This window comes from Pontivivens insulae (assembly GCF_900302495.1).
Classification (GTDB): Bacteria; Pseudomonadota; Alphaproteobacteria; order Rhodobacterales; family Rhodobacteraceae; genus Pontivivens; species Pontivivens insulae.
The window spans coordinates 326787-344756 of the sequence record NZ_OMKW01000002.1; the positions used below are offsets into that span (position 1 = coordinate 326787).

Annotated in this window: 17 protein-coding genes; 7 read left to right on the forward strand and 10 right to left on the reverse strand. The window is 60.9% G+C overall.

Annotated features, from left to right (window positions below):
- Nucleotides 1-30: 30 nt before the first annotated feature.
- Nucleotides 31-1227: a pyridoxal-phosphate-dependent aminotransferase family protein gene (locus POI8812_RS06965; protein ID WP_108781835.1), complete on the forward strand. Its 1197-nt coding sequence runs from the start codon at nt 31-33 to the stop codon at nt 1225-1227.
- Here the strand turns inward: POI8812_RS06965 and POI8812_RS06970 are convergent.
- A complete protein-coding gene (locus tag POI8812_RS06970; RefSeq protein ID WP_108781836.1) occupies nt 1212-2993 on the reverse strand; it encodes a 5'-nucleotidase C-terminal domain-containing protein in 1782 nt (593 codons plus the stop codon). The two genes, POI8812_RS06965 and POI8812_RS06970, sit on opposite strands and share 16 nt — an antisense overlap.
- A gap of 96 nt (nt 2994-3089) precedes the next feature.
- Here POI8812_RS06970 and POI8812_RS06975 point away from each other — a divergent pair, with 96 nt between their 5' ends.
- The 4 genes from POI8812_RS06975 to POI8812_RS06990 all read left to right on the forward strand — a co-directional run bounded on the left by POI8812_RS06975 (nt 3090) and on the right by POI8812_RS06990 (nt 6615).
- Entirely contained in the window at nt 3090-3878 is a 789-nt protein-coding gene (locus POI8812_RS06975) for an alpha/beta fold hydrolase (RefSeq protein ID WP_108781837.1), read from the forward strand.
- Between the two features lie 29 nt (nt 3879-3907).
- Nucleotides 3908-5113, forward strand: a complete 1206-nt coding sequence (locus POI8812_RS06980) for a serine hydrolase domain-containing protein (protein ID WP_108782504.1) — start codon at nt 3908-3910, stop codon at nt 5111-5113.
- A gap of 9 nt (nt 5114-5122) precedes the next feature.
- Complete coding sequence (locus POI8812_RS06985; protein ID WP_108781838.1) at nt 5123-6034, forward strand: HNH endonuclease; 912 nt, start codon at nt 5123-5125, stop codon at nt 6032-6034.
- Between the two features lie 89 nt (nt 6035-6123).
- Complete coding sequence (locus POI8812_RS06990) at nt 6124-6615, forward strand: VOC family protein (RefSeq protein WP_108781839.1); 492 nt, start codon at nt 6124-6126, stop codon at nt 6613-6615.
- A 30-nt stretch (nt 6616-6645) separates the two neighbouring features.
- Here the strand turns inward: POI8812_RS06990 and POI8812_RS06995 are convergent, their stop codons facing one another.
- From POI8812_RS06995 to POI8812_RS07035, 9 genes are all read right to left on the reverse strand, one after another.
- A complete protein-coding gene (locus POI8812_RS06995) occupies nt 6646-7071 on the reverse strand; it encodes a GNAT family N-acetyltransferase (protein WP_162844945.1) in 426 nt (141 codons plus the stop codon).
- A gap of 76 nt (nt 7072-7147) precedes the next feature.
- Nucleotides 7148-9355 (reverse strand): FAD-dependent oxidoreductase, encoded by a 2208-nt coding sequence (locus POI8812_RS07000; protein ID WP_108781841.1) that lies wholly within the window; start codon nt 9353-9355, stop codon nt 7148-7150.
- A 44-nt stretch (nt 9356-9399) separates the two neighbouring features.
- Nucleotides 9400-9843 (reverse strand): DUF6841 family protein, encoded by a 444-nt coding sequence (locus POI8812_RS07005; protein WP_108781842.1) that lies wholly within the window; start codon nt 9841-9843, stop codon nt 9400-9402.
- A gap of 3 nt (nt 9844-9846) precedes the next feature.
- The gene (locus POI8812_RS07010; RefSeq protein ID WP_108781843.1) at nt 9847-11058 is read right to left on the reverse strand and encodes an acetyl-CoA C-acetyltransferase; all 1212 of its coding nucleotides are present in this window, start codon (nt 11056-11058) and stop codon (nt 9847-9849) included.
- Nucleotides 11059-11075: 17 nt separating this feature from the next.
- Entirely contained in the window at nt 11076-11414 is a 339-nt protein-coding gene (locus POI8812_RS07015) for a hypothetical protein (RefSeq protein ID WP_108781844.1), read from the reverse strand.
- A gap of 61 nt (nt 11415-11475) precedes the next feature.
- Nucleotides 11476-12102 (reverse strand): glutathione S-transferase family protein, encoded by a 627-nt coding sequence (locus POI8812_RS07020; RefSeq protein ID WP_108781845.1) that lies wholly within the window; start codon nt 12100-12102, stop codon nt 11476-11478.
- 123 nt (nt 12103-12225) lie between these two features.
- Entirely contained in the window at nt 12226-13380 is a 1155-nt protein-coding gene (locus POI8812_RS07025) for an acyl-CoA dehydrogenase family protein (protein ID WP_108781846.1), read from the reverse strand.
- A gap of 132 nt (nt 13381-13512) precedes the next feature.
- The gene (locus POI8812_RS07030; RefSeq protein WP_108781847.1) at nt 13513-15285 is read right to left on the reverse strand and encodes an acyl-CoA dehydrogenase C-terminal domain-containing protein; all 1773 of its coding nucleotides are present in this window, start codon (nt 15283-15285) and stop codon (nt 13513-13515) included.
- A 64-nt stretch (nt 15286-15349) separates the two neighbouring features.
- The gene (locus tag POI8812_RS07035; RefSeq protein WP_108781848.1) at nt 15350-15745 is read right to left on the reverse strand and encodes a MerR family transcriptional regulator; all 396 of its coding nucleotides are present in this window, start codon (nt 15743-15745) and stop codon (nt 15350-15352) included.
- 333 nt (nt 15746-16078) lie between these two features.
- Here POI8812_RS07035 and POI8812_RS07040 point away from each other — a divergent pair, with 333 nt between their 5' ends.
- Together POI8812_RS07040 and POI8812_RS07045 are read left to right on the forward strand one after the other, a co-directional pair.
- Entirely contained in the window at nt 16079-16984 is a 906-nt protein-coding gene (locus POI8812_RS07040; protein WP_108781849.1) for a LysR substrate-binding domain-containing protein, read from the forward strand.
- Nucleotides 16981-17970 carry a GT-B fold glycosyltransferase domain-containing protein gene (locus POI8812_RS07045; RefSeq protein ID WP_146186133.1) on the forward strand — a complete coding sequence of 330 codons (990 nt, stop codon included), beginning with the start codon at nt 16981-16983 and terminating at the stop codon, nt 17968-17970. The genes POI8812_RS07040 and POI8812_RS07045 overlap by 4 nt, the downstream gene beginning before the upstream one ends.

Below are 17970 nucleotides of genomic sequence, written 5' to 3' on the forward strand. Positions count from 1 at the left end.
TTTTTCATCGCGCCGACAGGAGACTTGTCCATGACCCAAAAATTCGGCCCCGCAACGCTCGCTATTCCCGGCCCTTCGACCGCGCCCGAACGGGTGTTGCGCGCCATGCATCGTGCCTCCCCCAACATCTACGAGGGAGAGCTGGTCGATATGATGCCGGGCATTGTGGCTGATCTGAAGGCAGTCGCCCGGACAGCGCATGATGTTTCGATCTACATCTGCAATGGGCACGGCACGTGGGAGGCGGCGCTCAGCAACACGCTGTCGCGCGGAGATCAGGTTCTCGTGCTGGCGACAGGGCGATTTGCCCAAGGGTGGAAGGAAATGGGCGAGAGCCTGCATCTGAAGGCCCGGATGATCGATTTTGGCACAGATGCCGCCGTCGAGTTAGAGCAGGTGGCCGCGGCTCTTGCAGCCGACACGGACCATCAGATCAAAGCGGTGCTGTGCTGTCACACGGACACCGCCTCATCCGTGCGCAATGACATCGCCGGGCTTGGGCAGCTCCTCTCCGACACGGGGCATCCCGCCCTGTTCATGGTCGACTGCATCGCCTCACTGGCCTGCGAACCGTTTGAGATGGATCGCTGGGGGGTCGATGTCATGATCACCGGCTGTCAGAAGGGTCTGATGACACCGGCTGGGATGGGGTTTGTCTTTCATGGCCCACGCGCGTGGGCCGCGCACGAGACTGCCGATCTGCGCTCTGGCTATTGGGATTGGGAAAGCCGCGCGCGTCCGAAGATGTTCTACCAGCGTTTCTGTGGCACCGCGCCAACCCACCACCTCTATGGTCTGCGCGAGGCGCTGAACATGCTTGTGCATGAAGAGGGGATCGAACAGGTCTGGGCGCGCCACGAGCGCAACGCACGCGCCGTCTGGGCGGCGGTTGATCATTGGGCGGAGCAAGGCGTCGTTCAACCCAATGTCGCGGACCGGGCGAACCGTTCGACGGCGGTAACGACCCTCCGTCTGACCGAAGGCAGCGTCGTGCCCCTGCGGCGTTGGGCCGAGGAAGAGGCGGGCGTCACTCTGGGCGTTGGGCTGGGCCTCGATATCAATGTTCCGCGCGGGGATAACCTGTTCCGCATCGGACATATGGGTCATCTGAACGCGCATTCGCTGTTGGGAACCTTGGCCGCCACCGAGGCTGCGATGTTGGCCACCAACACGCCCTTTCATCCCGGAGGCGTGGCCGAGGCAATCAAGGTTTACGCCGCCGTCTGATCGAGGGAGAGGGGACCGATCGTCACCTCCCATTCCTCCCAGCCGTCGGCGGTCGTCGCCAGATGCCGCGCGTTGGTTGGACGATCTGTCGTAAGTGTCGGTCCTGTGCGCAACAGCACTGTCACCGGGCGTGCACAGGTCATCTGCCAGGATGCTGGCGGCAGGCTGACGACGGCATGGTCTTCCAGATAATGCTCTACGGCGTCAGAAAGGCCGCAAAGATCGGACAACAACACCTCTGCCGTGTCCAACATGTTGAAACCACCGCCACCGCTGGCCCGGAAGCTGCTGGTCAGGACGGCGAGATCCTCGGCATCATCCAAAGCACGTCCGGCGCGGGTCAGCTTCTGCACCCGCTGCCCGAGTGGCTGTGTTGGGTCAATCTCGTAGGTCAGGCCAAGCGCGCTGTCGAAATTATAGCCTGGCATTGCGTCATTGGTCAGCCACTGTCCTGACAGTCCTGCGTCAAGCACGTTGAGATGTGCGCAGGACCGTTCAAGCCATTCTCGCATCATCGCACCAGACACCTTGATCAGGCTCAGCCGGTTGGGGAAGGGGCAGAGCTCCCCCACGGCCTGACGCGTCAGGATGCCGTCGCAGATCGAGATATACCCAGATGGGCCAGAGCGCCCGCCCATCTTGCCCGGTGCCGCCACCACAACGAGCGGTAGATCCGTGGAATGGTCAGAGCATTCGAATGCGTGCAGCATTGCGGACTGCGTCAGACGGACAGCAGAACAATCCATGACACTGCCAAAATGTGTTGTCAGCGGCTCCGCACATCTGCTCAGTTCAGCCTTCTCCCACGCTGCATGTCGCGCGCGTAGCGCCGCGCTGGGTGCGAGCAGAGACTGCACCGGCGCATCTGGTTTCCTGAACGCCGCGCTGTGATCTGCCACCGTCCAGCCGGTGGACGCGGTGTGGGCACAGTTCAGATCAAGGATGCCGAGCGATTGGCCTGCCCAGCCCGGCATGATTGCGGGTGTACCGGCCAGAGTGCCGGCAGAGGGGTCGATATCCGGCGCCGGCGCCAGCTCGGGTCCGGGAAAGGTGAGGTGTTGGTGTCCGCAAAGCAGCGCATCCACACCGTCGATGCGCCCAATGCGAAGGGCGGCTTGCTCGTCCTCATCCTCGTGCCCATCAGGGACAATGCCGGTATGGGCCAGAACGACGATGATGTCAGCACCAGCGGCACGCATCTGCGGAATAAGCTCTGCCACTGCTGCCGCCGGGTCGCGCACGTCCACGCGGCCATCAAGATGATGGCGGTTCCAGCGCATTACCCGCGACGGGATGACACCCGTGAACCCCACCGTCAGCAGTGGCGCGTCTGGTCCAGTCTCGACAGGATAAAGGGCAAAGCGATCTGGCGGGGGCACCCCATCCAACCTGTCCAGATTGGCGCACACCAGCTGGGCATGAAGCCCCGATACGGACCGCGCCATATGATCCAGCCCGAAATCGAGATCGTGATTGCCCAAGGTCGCCACATCAAACGAGAGGGTGTTCATCATCTGATAGATGGGATGCACGTCCCAATCCGACGCGCCACCCGTCGCAAGCCATTCCCCGAACGGGGTGCCCTGCAATGCGTCACCGACATCGCACAGAATGGCGCCCGGATGCTCAGCCCGCGCGGCTTCGATGGCCGGGGCAAGCTCTGCCAGGCCCCCGGTCCGCTGGCCGCCCAACGCCATGTGCAGGTCAGTGGTATAGATCAGTCGGATTACGCGCGATGTCGAATGTCCGACCCCGTCCTCTTGCATCTCTTGTCCCCTTGGATGCCGGGCGCAGGGTGGCAACGCCCATCAATTCCAGATACCACTCAACCACGCAAACACGCTGTGCGATAGGATACAAAGATGGCTAATTTGAACGATATACGCCACGTCAATCAAGCCGCCTCTGCGCGTGACGCAGGGGGAACCCCCTTGGTCATCGCGCACGGTCTATTCGGTTCAGCGCGCAACTGGGGTGCGATCGCCAAACGCCTATCCGATGATCGCGACGTCATCGCCGTCGATATGCGCAACCATGGCGACAGCCCGCACGCCGCGCCCCATGACTATCCGGCGATGGCGCAGGATTTGGCCGAGGTTGCCCAGAGACATGGCGGCAAGATTGATCTGCTGGGACATTCGATGGGCGGCAAGGCCGCGATGTATCTTGCGCTGACGCAACCCGAGCTGATCAATTCCCTGATCGTCGCGGACATTGCCCCGGTCGCTTATGACCACAGCCATGCCGGACATATTGATGTTATGCGCAAGCTGGACTTGACCGGTGTGACCCGACGGTCCGAGGCGGATAAACGGCTTGCCGTCCATCTCGACGATCCGGCGCTGCGGGCGTTTTTGCTGCAATCTCTTGCCCTTGATGCGGACGGGCCACGCTGGAAATTGGCCCTTGCGACGCTCGATCAAAATATGCCTGCCATCGTGGGATGGCCACAGGTTGAGGGCTTGTTCAACGGGCCGGCTCTATTCATTGCAGGTGGCGCGTCCGACTATCAGCCTCCGTCCAGCGAGGCAGATATCCTGTCGCTGTTCCCGGCCGCGCGGTTCGAGCGTATCGGGGGGGCTGGGCATTGGGTCCACGCCGAACAACCCCGCGCCTTTGTTGACGTGGTGCAGCGCTTTCTCGCAGAATAGGTGAAAAAACACGCCGTTCGGGGAATATGATGGGCAAACTACTCAAATGGCTCGCACTTTTTGTGCTCGCGATCATTCTCGTCGCGATGGTTGCTGTCGCGCTGAATTGGGAACGGTTCAATCGTTTGCTGCGGGTGAACTCGCTTTTCACCGAAGAACTGATCGTCTCGAATTTTTCTGCGATGGATACGATGTTCGAGACGACCACCATGCCACGCGGGGATGTCGCGGCGACGCCGCTTACCGGGACACGGCAACCCCTGCCAGAACGGTTTGCCCATGACGGCGAGATCCGCGGTCTTGCCGATTGGATGGATCAAAACGCGGCGACCGCCATCGTGGTTCTGAAGGACGGTGAACTGGTCCATGAGGACTACTTCCGCGACACTGGTGAAGATGATCTGAGGATCAGCTGGTCAGTGGCGAAATCCTTCGTTTCTGTCCTGCTGGGAACGGTCGTGGAGGCCGGTGAGATCGCTTCCCTCGACGATCCGGTTGAGCTCTATGTGCCGGAGTTGACGGGGTCTGCCTATGAGGGTGTCACGGTCCGACAGGTTGCCAATATGGCCTCTGGCGTGACATTTGATGAGGACTACCTCGACTTCAATTCTGATATCAATCGCATGGGTCGGGTCCTGGCGCTTGGCGGCTCTATGGATGCGTTTGCCGCTGATCTCACCCTGCGCGACAGGCCCGCCGGGCGGGCCTGGCAATATGTCTCTATCGACACGCATGTTTTGGCGATGGTGATCCGTGGGGCAACGGGGCGCAGTCTGCCGGAACTGATGGGAGAGCGTGTGATGCAACCGCTCGGCCTTGAAGCGGATCCCTATTTCGTGACCGACGGATACGGCGTGGCGTTCGCCCTTGGTGGCTTGAACCTGCGCACGCGCGACTATGCCCGCTTTGGCCTGATGGTGGAGCAGGGCGGTATCATTGAGGGCCGCCGGATCGTGAGTGAGGCCTGGATTCGCGAGAGTACCACGCCCTCAGCGCCACAAGCGCCGCCGGGCGGGCGAGAGATGCATGGCTACGGTCTGCAATGGTGGATCCCGCAAGCGGCGGAAGCGGGCGAAACATACGCGGTCGGCATCTATGACCAGTATATCTTCATCGATCCCGAACGCGATGTCGTCATCGCGCTGAACTCAGCCAACCGCGCCTTCCGTGAACCCGGCGTGCGTGACGGTCAGATCGCCATGATGCGCGCCATTGCCCGGCATTATGATGAATAAAGCGGCTCGATGAAGCTGGTTCTGCTGCACCGGGCAGACTCGATCTACGATGATCGTCCCGACACCCGCTATGACTTTCCGCGTCAGTATCTCAAGGCGATGGAGGAGGGCGTCGGGGACCGGGTCATCTATTATGAACCGGTCAAGGCGGGCAATCGCGGCTATTTCGCTGCTGCGAAACTGCAAGATATCATTAGGCATCCCACCTTGCCTGACCGCTATATGGCTCTTGTCGAACCGGGAAGTTACCAATCCTTCGTGCAGTATGTCGCGCGATTGCAGAATGGAACCCCGCTTGAGTCCGCCCTGGCAGATCCATACGGATTTCCAAAGAAGGGCGGGGCACAGCAACTGGCCGTGCGCAGGCTCCCGGAGGAAGAGTTCAACCGCATTGTTGATCTGGGACTTCCGCCCGCGCTCGAAACCTTTGAGGAGCATCGCTACGATCCGCCCGGCGCGGCAGAGCCGGTTGTTCCGTTCGAGAGACCGGTGATCGAGCGATTGACCAAGCGACGATACCGCGACATCGCCTTTCGGCGGGCCGTGCGGACAGCCTACGACGAACGATGCGCGATTTCGGGATTGCGCCTGCGCAATGGCGGAGGACGACCGGAGGTGCAGGCCGCGCATATCCGACCCGTCGCCGCGGGCGGCAATGACAGTATCCGCAACGGACTTGCGCTGTCGGGGACCGTGCACTGGATGTTTGATCGCGGTCTGATCGGCGTTGCAGAGGATCACTCCATCCTGATTTCACACAACAAAGTGCCCCGTGATGTCGCGGACCGGCTTCTGGGCCCGTCAGGCAGGCTCTATCTTCCGCGTGAGGCCTGTAACCATCCCCACCCTGACAACCTCAAATGGCATCGGGAGCACGTCTTCGGGCAAGTGATCGCCGACGAACCACCCCCTTGGGGCTAGTTCAAGGTCAGTTTGTTTCCATTTGAGCCGGTAGTGTGCGGGCGTTGCGCGGATTAGGTGTCGTCCAAAGCAAAATGGAGGCTGAGCCCATGTCGAAAAAACCTCTTCTGCCATCTGGCACAACGATTGGACACACACATCTGAGGGTCGCTGATCTTGAACGGTCCATCACGTTCTGGCGCGATGTAATCGGATTTGATCTGATGCAGCGCTACGGCACACAGGCCGCGTTTCTTGGGGCTGGCGGTTACCATCATCATATCGGATTGAATACATGGGACAGTGCGGGCGGCACGCCCCCACCCAAAGGGCACACTGGCCTCTTCCATGTCGCCGTCCTGTTGCCGGACCGAGCCAGCCTTGGCGCGGTCATCAAGCGGGTGTTGGAGGCGGGCATCGCACTGGAAGGTGCCGCAGATCACGGGGTGAGCGAGGCGGTCTACCTCTCGGACCCTGATGGCAATGGCGTGGAGCTCTACCGCGATCGGCCCGAGGCGGATTGGCCGCGGGATGCAAAAGGAGAACTGGCGATGGTCAATTCCCGGCTTGATGTCGACGCCCTGATTGCGGAGGCGGCATAGGGGCGCTGCCCCTCGGGGCCTTTGGCCCCTTCACCCCGGGATATTTGCACCAAGAAGAAGCTCCATCTTCTGATAAGGTCGATCATTCTTGGTAAAGCGCGGACCGAACGGGGTGAAGCCCGCACGCCTGTAAACGCCCAGTGCCTCAATCCGCGCATCACACCAGAGCCGCTTGTGGCCGCTTTGGCGCAAATGATCCGCCATATGGGTGAGCATTGCGGCCCCCAGCCCTTTTCCGCGTTGGTCGACCTCGATGGCGAATTTGCGCAAGCGACAGTCTTCTTCATTGAAAAAGAGCGAGGCCACGCCGACCAATCGTTCACCGTCAAAGGCTCCGAAATGTAACGCCTCTGCATCGCTGGCAATCCGGGCGGCATCTATTGGCTGGCCCGGCCGCAATACCCGTGCGCGCAAGTCATGGGTTTCAACCGCTTCGATTTGACGGATCAGGGCCAAGACGAGCTCCACAACGAAAAGAGGCCGCGCGAGTGTCCCTCGCGCGGCCTCTTTATTTATCGTCGATCCTTTGGGATCAAGCGGCGGCGGCTTCAGCCTTGGGGCCGAAGCGGCCATAGAAGCTGTCGCCGTCCTTGGCCAGATCCCGAAGGATTTGCGGGCAGGTGAACCGCTCGCCGAACTTCTCCGTCAGATCGTCACAGATCGCGACGGCCTTCTCTGCGCCCAGAATGTCGAGCCAGGAGAACGGACCACCGGACCACGGCATGAAGCCCCAGCCGAGGATCGCGCCCACGTCGCCCTCGCGGATGTCGAGGAGCACATCCTCCTCCAGCGCACGCACTGCTTCGAGGACCTGCGCCATCGCGAGGCGGTGCTGCACGGTGGTCAGATCCGGTTGCTCATCAGCGTTCGGCCATTGATCCCGCAGACCGGTCCACAGCATCTGCCGCTTGCCCTTCTCATCATACTCGTAGAAGCCCGCATTCGCCTTGCGACCCAGACGACCTGCCTCGTAGAGCGAGGTGATCACATCGTCAGCGCCAGATTGCGGATAAGCATCGCCCATCGCCGCTTTCGTCGCCTTCATGATGTTGTACCCAAGGTCGATAGACGTCTCGTCCGTCAGCTGAAGCGGGCCGAGCGGCATGCCCAGCTGCTTAGCCGCGCCCTCGATCAGCGCAGGCTCCACACCCTCAGAGACCATCCGCGCACCCTCGTTCACGTAAGGGATGATGCAACGGTTGGCGTAGAAGAAGCGCGCATCGTTGACCACGATCGGCGTCTTCTTGATCTGACGCACGAAGTCGAGCGCCTTGGCCACGGCAACGTCACCGGTCTTCTCACCCTTGATGATCTCCACCAGCAGCATCTTGTCCACGGGGGAGAAGAAGTGGATGCCGATGAATTGCTCGGGCCGGGCAGAGGCGGTCGCAAGCTCGGTGATCGGCAGGGTCGAGGTGTTTGTCGCGAAGATCGCGTCCGCGGGGATCGCGTCTTCCACGGCCTTGGTCACCGTCGCCTTGATGCCGGTATCCTCGAACACCGCCTCGACAATCAGGTCGACATCCGAAAGTGCGGCATAGTCGGTCGTCGCGTTGATGCGAGCGAGGACAGCGTCCTTCTTTTCCTGCGTGACCTTCTTGCGGGACATGCCCTTGTCGAGCAGACCTTCGGAGTAGGATTTGCCCTTGTCGGCGGCGTCCTGCTTCTGATCGATCAGGACGACGTCGATTCCGGCGAGGGCAGAGACATAGGCGATGCCCGCACCCATCATGCCTGCACCGATGATGCCAACCTTCTTGACGGTCTGATCCGCGACGGCGGGGCGGTTCGCGCCCTTCTCCAGTGCTTCCTTGTTGAGGAAGAGCGAGCGGATCATGGCAGAAGAGGACGGGTTCATCAGGACCTTGGTGAACCAGCGCGCCTCGATCTTCAGCGCGGTGTCAAACGGAACCATGGTCATCTCATAGGCCGCGGACAGCAACGCCTTGGCCGCCGGGAAGGCGCCCTGCGTCTTGCCGTGGATCATTGCGTTGGCACCTACGAAGGTCTGGAAACCTGCCGGGTGATAGGCCGCACCGCCTGGCATTTTATAGCCTTTGGCATCCCACGGCTTCACGATGTCCGCGTCGGTTGCGTCCTTCACCCATGCCTTTGCCGTCGCGAGCAGCTCATCAGCCGGAACGACCTCGTCCACGATGCCAGCGCCCTTTGCCTTTGCAGGGGCGAGCATCTTGCCTTCGAGCAGCAGCGGGGAGGCTGCCATCACGCCCAGCATGTGCACAAGGCGCGCGGTGCCGCCCGCGCCGGGGAAGATGCCAACCATGATTTCGGGCAGGCCGATCTTTGCCTTGGGATTGTCGGCGACAAAACGGCGGTGCGTGGCCAGACCAATCTCAAGGCCGATACCGGCCGCGGTGCCGGGGCAGGCCCAGGCCACAGGCTTGCCGCCTTTTTTGGTCTTCTTGTCCATGTTGTTGCGCTCGATCTTGCGCAGCAGATGATGCATGCGCATCGTGCCCTCAAAGAGGCCTTTTGCCGGCTCGTCGCCCGCATCGTCGCGCATCTTGGCAAGGATGTTGAGGTCCATGCCGCCTGCGAAATCCTTTTTCGCAGAGGTGATGACGACGCCCTTAACGGCCTCATCGGCAAAGGCCTTGTCCAGGCCGTCATTCAGCTCCGCGAGCCCTTCAAGGGTCATCACGTTCATGGATTTGCCCGGCAGGTCCCAGGTCAGCGTGGCGATGCCGTCTGCATCGACGTCGTAGTGGAAGATAGTCATTTCAAAGTCTCCATCTTGCGGGAGGAAGTCGGAAAGGAGGCGGCTTAGATTTGCCCACCGATCAACAGGTCCGGATCATCGGTTTCCAGGAAGATCGGGCGGCGCACCGCCTCGTTATGGGGAATATGAAGTGCAATGCGGTACCCACCGGCCCGACGGCGCAGCCCGTATGTCACGTCAGACATGAGGAGCTGTTCATCCTTCGAGTTGTAGTAGTCGATGGTGACGTCGAGCAGGACGATCCCCGGGTCGAAGCCGCGAATATCGCGGATGGTCGTCACGACGCGCGCCAGATCGAGTTTCTGGTACGCCTCATAGACCGTGCGACCAACCTGTCGCATCTCTTCGGGGCCGTTCATAATCTTCGTTTCATGCGGTCGCATCAGCACAACCGTGCGGTCGTAGAGGCGGGACCAGCCTTCCTCGTCGCCATTCTGAAAGGCAACGCGGAACTGCTCCAGAAGATCCTCTACAGCCGCTCGGTTCATAAATTACACCCTTTCGATGATCGTTGCCGCACCCATGCCGGACGCAACGCAGAGCGTGGCAAGGGCTGTGCCTTTTCCAGTCCGCTCCAGCTCATCCAGTGCGGTGCCGATGATCATGGCGCCCGTTGCACCCAGCGGGTGTCCCATAGCGATTGAACCACCGTTCACGTTCACCTTGTCATGATCCACATCAAATGCCTGCATGAAACGTAGCACCACGGATGCGAACGCTTCGTTAACCTCGAACAGGTCGATGTCGGAAATGCTCATCCCGCTATCTGCAAGGATCTTCTCGGTCACGGGGACCGGACCGGTCAGCATGATGGTCGGATCGGTGCCGATCTTGGCTGTTGCCTTGATGCGGGCGCGGGGCTTGAGGTCGTGCTTCTCACCAAACTCTTTGGTGCCGATCAGAAGACCGGCAGAGCCATCCACGATGCCAGAGGAGTTGCCCGCATGGTGGACGTGGTTGATCTTCTCAAGATGCGGGTATTTGAGCAGGGCCACGGCGTCGAAGCCGGGCATGACCTCGCCCATCTGCTGGAAGGCGGGCTTGAGGCCGCCAAGCGACTGCATGTCGGTCCCGGGGCGCATGTACTCGTCACGATCAAGGATCGGCAGGCCGTTCTGGTCGCGCACGGTCATGACCGACTTGTCAAAGCGGCCCTCGTCCCATGCGACCTTGGCACGGCGCTGGCTCTCCATCGCGTAAGCGTCAGTGTCATCGCGGGAGAAGCCATACTCTGTTGCAATGATGTCGGCAGAGATGCCCTGTGGAACGAAATAGGTCTTCATCGCCACGGAGGGATCAACCGCAATTGCGGCCCCGTCAGAGCCCATGGGAACACGGCCCATCATCTCGACACCACCTGCGATATAGGCATGGCCCGCACCGCCGCGCACCTGGTTGCCCGCGACGTTGACGGCTTCCATGCCCGAGGCGCAGAAGCGGTTGATCGACAGGCCGGGTGCCCGCTCGTCAAAGTCCGAATAGAGAACGGCCGTCCGTGCAAGGCAGCCGCCCTGTTCGCCCACTTGCGTGACGTTGCCCCAGATCACATCCTCGATCTCATCGGTGGCAAGGTTGTTGCGGCGCTTGAGCTCATTGAGCACTTCCGCCGACAGCCGGGCCGCCGTTACTTCGTGCAGACTGCCATCCTTGCGGCCCTTGCCGCGCGGGGTGCGCACGCTGTCATAGATATAGGCTTCGGTCATGTTGAACCGCCTTTCTTCTAGCTAATCGTTGAATACCACAGACGGGCGGCGGCCAGTGTGCCGACGACCGCGATGGCGAGTTGCCATCTATAGAAAATTTTAAGCTTCGCTGTTTTTGGCGCGGCCCTGTAGGCCAGCCAGAACAGGACCAGCGCCACGACCGGCCAGATGACCCCATGCTGCACCAGAAGGAGCAACGTGATGGAGGCGAGTGCCAGGCCGGCAATGAATTGCGCGGCCGCATGGGCGAGCGGGTTCTCCGGCTCCATGTCGTTCGTATCCGGCTGGGCCGCACGCGCGGGCTGTATCACCAGCGCAAGCGCGGGCAGGGCGAGGGCTGCAATCCACCAGAGCATCAATGTGCCCCCCCGTCCCGGCCTTGAGCCGAAGCTTCGAAACGTTGTCTCACTGGCAGGCTCACGTCCGCCCCGGCATCAGATCATAAGGATGCTGCCAGCCGTCAATCGCCGCGATCCGATCGAGCCAGGCTGCGATATTTGGCCAGTCAGCCCGGTCAAAGCCGAATGGTTCGGGATAGTAGAGATAGGAACAGCACGAGAAATCTGCGATCGTGCAATGCTCTGCTGCAACCCAGTCGCGGCCCTCCAGCCGCCGATCCAGCACGGTGTAGGCTGCCTTCAGACGGCCCTGCATGAAGCCGATTACCTGCTCTGGCCGCTTCTCTTCAGGCAAGAAATTCATCAGGAAGCGGGTCAGACCGACCTGCGATGACATTTTGTGATTGTCCCACAAGATCCAGCGCAGCACCTCCCGGCGCTCATCGGCAGAACCGGGGGCAAACTTGCCCAGCGACGTGGACAGGTAATCGAGGATCACGCCCGATTGGCTGAGCTTGGTGCCCTTATGCTCCAGCACCGGCGCCTCTGCCATTTCGTTGGTTTCGAGATATTCGGGCTGGCGCAGTGCGCCATTCATAAAGTCCGCGAACACCGGCTCCCAGTTCGCGCCGCTGAGTTCCAGCATCAGCGCCGCCTTGTAGGAATGCCCGCTTTCGGCAAAGCAATGCAGCTTATAGTCCGCCATCTGTCTTCTCCCTTGGTGCTCGGCTGTTGATCGCCGGTCTTTCCTTCACCACGTCCCGGACGTGATCCGGGACCGGCCTGTTCAATGCGGCCCCGGCGTGAGGCCGGGGTGCTGGCAGCAGCATTAGAGCCCGCGCCCAACGATCTCCTTCATGATCTCGTTGGTGCCGCCATAGATCTTTTGCACCCGTGCATCGGCCCACATTTCGGCAATCGGGTACTCCATCATGTAGCCATACCCACCGAACAATTGCAGGCATTCGTCGAGCACTTTGTTTTGAAGGTCCGACAGCCAGAATTTCTGCATTGCTGCCGTCTCGACCGTCAGCTCACCCCGCTGGTGCATCATGATGCAACTGTCCAGGAAGGCGCGCGCCGCGACCGTGTTTGTCTTGCACTCCGCCAGCTTGAAGCGGGTGTTCTGGAATTGGAGCAGGTTGCCGCCAAACGCCTCCCGCTCTTTGCAGTAGTCTATTGTCCGCTGCACGGCACCTTCCATCGCGCCAACAGCGCCGGCACCGATGACCATCCGCTCCTGCGGAAGCTGCTGCATCATCTGGTAGAAGCCCTGGCCCTCAACGCCGCCCAAAAGGTTTTCTGGCGGAATTTCCACATCATCAAAGAACAGTTCGGACGTGTCGGCCGCCTTCAGCCCGACTTTGTCGAGGTTCCGGCCGCGGCGGAATCCTTCGGCATTGTCCGTCTCCAATGCCATCAGGCTCACCCCTTTGGAGCCTTCAGTCGGATCAGTCTTACAGGCCACAAGGATCAGGTTCGCGTGCTGGCCGTTGGTGATGAAGATCTTCGAGCCGGTCATGCGATAGGCATTGCCCTTCTTGATCGCACGGGTCCGAATGCTCTGCACGTCCGACCCGGTCGATGGCTCGGTCATCGCCAGCGCGCCCACCAGCTCTCCGGTAACCATTTTGGGCAACCAGCGCGCTTTCTGCTCCTCTGTGCCATAGGCGAGGATGTAATGCGCCACGATCGGGGTATGAATGCCAAACCCCCAACTGGCCAAATTGGCGCGAGACCCTTCCATCAGGATCACGGCATCATGGCTGAAATCGCCGCCTGAGCCGCCGAACTCCTCAGGAATGGAGGAGCCGAGCAGGCCCAGCTCGCCCGCTTCCTGCCATGTCTCACGCTCCATGATTCCGTCATGGCGCCATTTCTCCATCCGCGGCGCCCATTTCTCTGCGATGAATTCGCGCGTCATATCCTCAAGCATCACATGCTCTTCGGTCATCCAGTCGGATTTGAGGTTCTGGAATGTCATTGCGCGCCTCCCATGGCGTATGGCCTCTTTGCCGGGCCTTCAAATCAGGTGGGGTAGAGGTGCGGCAGCAACCCAAGCCCGCCGCACCCCCTGTTCGAACGCGCCACCCGGTGGCGGCGCGTTCTATCTCGATCAGAAGTTCGCGACGCTCAGGCCCATCACGTTCGTGCCGCCCGCGTTGATCCGCTGCAGAAGCAGCCCGGTCTCAGGCAGTTTGCGCGTGACGTAGTAGCGGCCTGTGACCAGCTTGCTCTCATAGAACTCCGCATCGCCGGTGCCCGCATCAAGCGCGGCATAGGATGCCTTCGCCATCTTCGCCCACATCAGGCCGAAGCAGACGTGACCGAATAGGTGCATGAAGTCATGCGCACCCGACAGCGCATCATCCGGCTTACCCGCGTTTTGCATGAAATACATGCCCGCGGCTTGCAGGTCCTTCGACGCTGCCTTCAGCGGGTCGAGGAACTCGGCCATACGCTCATCACCGCTGTTCTCCTTGATGAAGGTCTTCACCAGATCGAAGAACGCCATGACGTGCTTGCCATTGTCGGAGGCGAGTTTGCGGCCCACCAGATCAAGCGCCTGAATGCCGTTCGTGCCTTCATAGATCAGCGCGATCCGGCAATCGCGTACGAACTGCTCCGCACCCCATTCGGTGGTGAAGCCCGAGCCGCCATAGACCTGCTGAGAGGAGATTGTCGCCTCAAGGCCCTTATCGGTCAGGAAGCCCTTCACGACCGGGATCAGCAGCGACACCAGACCTTCGGCATCCGCATCATCATTGCGGCGGGAGCGGTCGATCATCGTCGCGGCCCACAACATGAAGGCACGACCCGCTTCGACAAAGCTCTTCTGGTCCATCAGCTGACGGCGCACATCCGGGAAGTGGATGATGCTGTCTGCAGCCTTCTCCGGCTCTTTCGGTCCGGTGACGGCACGGCCCTGAATACGGTCTTTCGCAAAAGCCAGCGCGTTCTGATACGCGACGGAGGCTTGGGCGAGGCCCTGCATACCGACGCCCAGACGCGCCTCGTTCATCATGGTGAACATCGCGCGCAGACCTTTGTGCATGTCGCCGATCAGGTAACCGGTCGCACCGTCATAGTTCATCACACAGGTCGCGTTGCCGTGGATGCCCATCTTGGACTCCAGACCACCACAGGACACCTGATTGCGCTCACCCAGCGAACCATCGTCATTGACGTGGAACTTCGGCACGATGAACAGCGAGATGCCCTTCACGCCTTCCGGGCCGCCCGGGATTTTTGCGAGGACGAGGTGGATGATGTTCTCGGCCATTTCGTGCTCACCGGCGGAGATCCAGATCTTCTGGCCGGAAATCTTGTAGGTGCCGTCGTCCTGCGGCTCTGCCTTCGTGCGGATCAGGCCCAGATCGGTGCCGCACTGCGGCTCAGTCAGGTTCATGGTGCCGCCCCATTTGAAGGAGACGAGGTTGGGCAGGTATTTCTGCTTCTGCTCCTCAGAGCCGTGCGCGTGGATCGCGGCGTAGCAGCCATGGGTCAGACCCGGATACATCATAAGCGCCATGTTGGCCGACGAGTGCATCTCACCCACTGCGATGGACAGCGTATAGGGCATGCCCTGACCGCCATATTCGGGGTCGCAGTCAAAACCGGTCCAACCGCCATCGCGCAGAACGTTGACGGCATCCTCGAAACCCGTGGGCACGCGCACAACGCCGTTTTCCAGCTTACAGCCTTCTTCGTCACCGACCTTGTTGAGCGGGGCGAGCACGTCGCGTGCGATCTTGCCTGCCTCTTCCAGAACGGCACCGGTAAAGTCGCGGTCCATTTCGTCAAAGCCGGGAATGTCGAGATCATTGACCTTCAGAACGTCATGAAGAACGAAGTCGAGGTCTTTGGTGGTTGGCTCGTAAAAGGGCATGTTTCTCTCCGTCGGGGACGCGTTGCGGCGTCTTTATCTTGATCGTAAATGTGCGGGTGACGCGTCAGGCGGCAACCTTGACGCCGCGTGATTTCAGGATGTCTTTCGCAACGTCCATTTGCTGTTCCAGATCGCCAATTGCGGCGGTCAGCTCATCCCGTTGCAGGCGCATCGCTTCCAGCCGGTCCTGCGCAACCTCATAGGTCTTGGCAAGCTGGGTGCGCTGGCAATCACCAATGTCGTAGAGGGCCAGAAGCTGGCGAATTTCCTCAAGGCTGAAACCAAAGCGCTTCCCGCGCAGGATCAGCTTGAGGCGGGCGCGGTCGCGCCGTGTGAAGAGCCGCTTGGACCCTTCGCGTACAGGCGAAAGCAGTTCTTTCGCCTCATAAAAGCGCAGCGTGCGCGGTGTTACGTCGAACTCGGCACACATCTGCCCGATCGTCGTCAAAGTGTCGGTCATTGTGAGTTTCCCCATCTGCATGACCATAAGTTGACGTTCGCGTAAGGTGATTGCAACAGCGAAACCTTACGCGAACGTCAATCATACGCAACGTCACGATCCTGCCTGTCCATCTGTGCCGCAACAGACGCGGCGAAAGGGGGAGGGTAAGTCAGCCACCTCCCGTTCACTCATCGCCATGATCTGCGGATGATCGTGCGGATCTTGGGGGCGACTCTGCACCCTGCGAAACAGTTTCCACATAATGTGTCTCCTTTAGATATTTGCAGATATGACGATGCAGCCGAGCAGAAAAAACTGGAGAAATGCGCAGCCACGGTTTAGAAAAACTAAATGGCAGACCTGAAATCAGTTCATCTCAACGGTTTGCGCGCGACAGAGGTTGTCTTGCGCCACGGATCGTTAAGCGCGGCTGCGAAAGTGCTGGGGGTAACCCCCGGTGCCGTCAGCCAGCACCTGCGGCGGACGGAGGCTCAGTTGGGCAAGGCGCTGTTTGATCGAAGTGCTGGAACCCTCGCACCCACCGCGCTGGGGCAGCAATTGGGCGCGGAGCTGTCGCTTGGTTTTCGGGCGCTGGAAAGGGCCGTCGCGCTGGCCGACGATCCGGAGCATCAGATCCTCACGCTCAGCGTGCCCCCGGTGCTGGCGGCGAAATGGCTTGTTTCCCGTGTGGCTGATTTCACCGCAGCCCATCCCGGCCTGCGGCTCAGAATTGATGCGACAGCAGCGTTGATCCACCCTGACAGCGGCGGAACAGATGCGGGCGTGCGCTTTGGTCGGGGCGGGTGGACAGATGTGATCGCCCGCCCATTGGCTGCGCAACATGCGTTTCCCGTCTGTAGTCCCGGCTTTCTGGCACAACATCCACGGATCGAGAGCGCACCCCGTGTCATCGACGCGAACGCGCGGGATTTGTGGGCCGACTGGCGCGCGGCGGCTGGATGGACGGCAGAGCCGGGACAAGTCATTGCCGCCTATTCGGATGCTGCACTTGGCCTGGATGCCGCCATTGCCGGGCAGGGCCTGTTCATGGCGTGGCCAACCCTGGCCGGGGATGCGATCGCACGGGGCCAGCTCGTCCGCCCCAGCCCGGTCACGTTGCAGGCTGATCAGACCTATTGGCTGATCCTGAGCGACACCCGCCGCCCAAGGGCAGAGCTGCGGGCCTTTGAAAGCTGGGTCAAAGCCGCGTTGAGCGATACATACTGTGCCCTCGATCTGGAGGTGGAGCCGTCATGAGCAGGCCCATCCGATTGCGCATGGCTGACCGGCTCGCCGCCCTGCGTGGACCCGCGAGCGGCCAACTGGGCATCATCTATGTGATTGACCGGGGGAAGTTCGAGTGGCAGTCGGTCCTTCTGCTGGCAAGCTTGCGCCGCGCATTCGGGCGCGCCCTAGCCATCCACGCCTATATCCCCGCCTCGGTCGAAGCAGAGATCGATGCGCGGGTCGTCGACTTTCATCGGGCCAATGGCGTGATCCCAAAGGTGCTGGATGACGCTCACCCCGGTTTCGCGCGCCCCTATCCCCACGGGAACAAAATCCTCGCCTGTGCAGCCCCCCGGTCAGAGCCGTTTGGCTTATTTGTCGACACCGACATTCTGGCGTTGAAGGGCGCAAATCCGATCACCGCTCTGGGGCAGGGCGATTTTGGTGCGGTTCCTGCTCGCGACGGACCATGGCGCCCGGATCACCGTGACATGTGGGACGCGGCTTACGCGGCGCTCGATCTGCCACTGGCTTCCGGTCCCTATCCATACTTTAACGCCGGTACGGTTCTGTTTCGCCAGGCGCCCTGTTTTGGCCGTTCAGGGGATCAGATGTTTGGGCAAGCTTGGCTGGAAATCGCCCGCGCGCTCGATCATGCCGAGGGCCTGAACGCCCGGCGACCGTGGCTTGACCAGATCGCGCTTGGTGTCATCGCTGGACTGGTGGCAGAGGATAAGCGGATCGCGCTCGATCGGGCGTGGAATCATTCCCTCACTGGAAATGGTCAGCGCCCCGATGCTCAGACCGTGCTGTTGCACTATCACGGCGGTGCACAAGGCAATCGGTTGCGCAATGTGATGGGGCGCAGCCGGATTGATGCGCTCCTGGAGGGTGATGACATTTTCGGAGATTTCAACAGGATGCTGCGCGCGCTTGAGGCGTCAATCGCGGCTCATGAACGGCCTGGCTATAAACGCCCTCCACGTCAGGCAAAGCTGAAGCAGGATTGGGAATAG

Excerpts from the sequence above, each read along its gene's own strand:
- POI8812_RS07035 (WP_108781848.1), bottom strand. The coding sequence starts at position 15,745 with ATGACCGACACTTTGACGACGATCGGGCAGATGTGTGCCGAGTTCGAC.
- POI8812_RS07030 (WP_108781847.1), bottom strand. The coding sequence starts at position 15,285 with ATGCCCTTTTACGAGCCAACCACCAAAGACCTCGACTTCGTTCTTCAT.
- POI8812_RS06985 (WP_108781838.1), top strand. The coding sequence starts at position 5,123 with ATGAAGCTGGTTCTGCTGCACCGGGCAGACTCGATCTACGATGATCGT.
- POI8812_RS07040 (WP_108781849.1), top strand. The coding sequence starts at position 16,079 with ATGGCAGACCTGAAATCAGTTCATCTCAACGGTTTGCGCGCGACAGAG.
- POI8812_RS06965 (WP_108781835.1), top strand. The coding sequence starts at position 31 with ATGACCCAAAAATTCGGCCCCGCAACGCTCGCTATTCCCGGCCCTTCG.
- POI8812_RS06990 (WP_108781839.1), top strand. The coding sequence starts at position 6,124 with ATGTCGAAAAAACCTCTTCTGCCATCTGGCACAACGATTGGACACACA.
- POI8812_RS06980 (WP_108782504.1), top strand. The coding sequence starts at position 3,908 with ATGGGCAAACTACTCAAATGGCTCGCACTTTTTGTGCTCGCGATCATT.
- POI8812_RS07005 (WP_108781842.1), bottom strand. The coding sequence starts at position 9,843 with ATGAACCGAGCGGCTGTAGAGGATCTTCTGGAGCAGTTCCGCGTTGCC.
- POI8812_RS07025 (WP_108781846.1), bottom strand. The coding sequence starts at position 13,380 with ATGACATTCCAGAACCTCAAATCCGACTGGATGACCGAAGAGCATGTG.
- POI8812_RS06975 (WP_108781837.1), top strand. The coding sequence starts at position 3,090 with ATGGCTAATTTGAACGATATACGCCACGTCAATCAAGCCGCCTCTGCG.
- POI8812_RS06970 (WP_108781836.1), bottom strand. The coding sequence starts at position 2,993 with ATGCAAGAGGACGGGGTCGGACATTCGACATCGCGCGTAATCCGACTG.
- POI8812_RS07000 (WP_108781841.1), bottom strand. The coding sequence starts at position 9,355 with ATGACTATCTTCCACTACGACGTCGATGCAGACGGCATCGCCACGCTG.
- POI8812_RS07045 (WP_146186133.1), top strand. The coding sequence starts at position 16,981 with ATGAGCAGGCCCATCCGATTGCGCATGGCTGACCGGCTCGCCGCCCTG.
- POI8812_RS07020 (WP_108781845.1), bottom strand. The coding sequence starts at position 12,102 with ATGGCGGACTATAAGCTGCATTGCTTTGCCGAAAGCGGGCATTCCTAC.
- POI8812_RS07015 (WP_108781844.1), bottom strand. The coding sequence starts at position 11,414 with ATGCTCTGGTGGATTGCAGCCCTCGCCCTGCCCGCGCTTGCGCTGGTG.
- POI8812_RS07010 (WP_108781843.1), bottom strand. The coding sequence starts at position 11,058 with ATGACCGAAGCCTATATCTATGACAGCGTGCGCACCCCGCGCGGCAAG.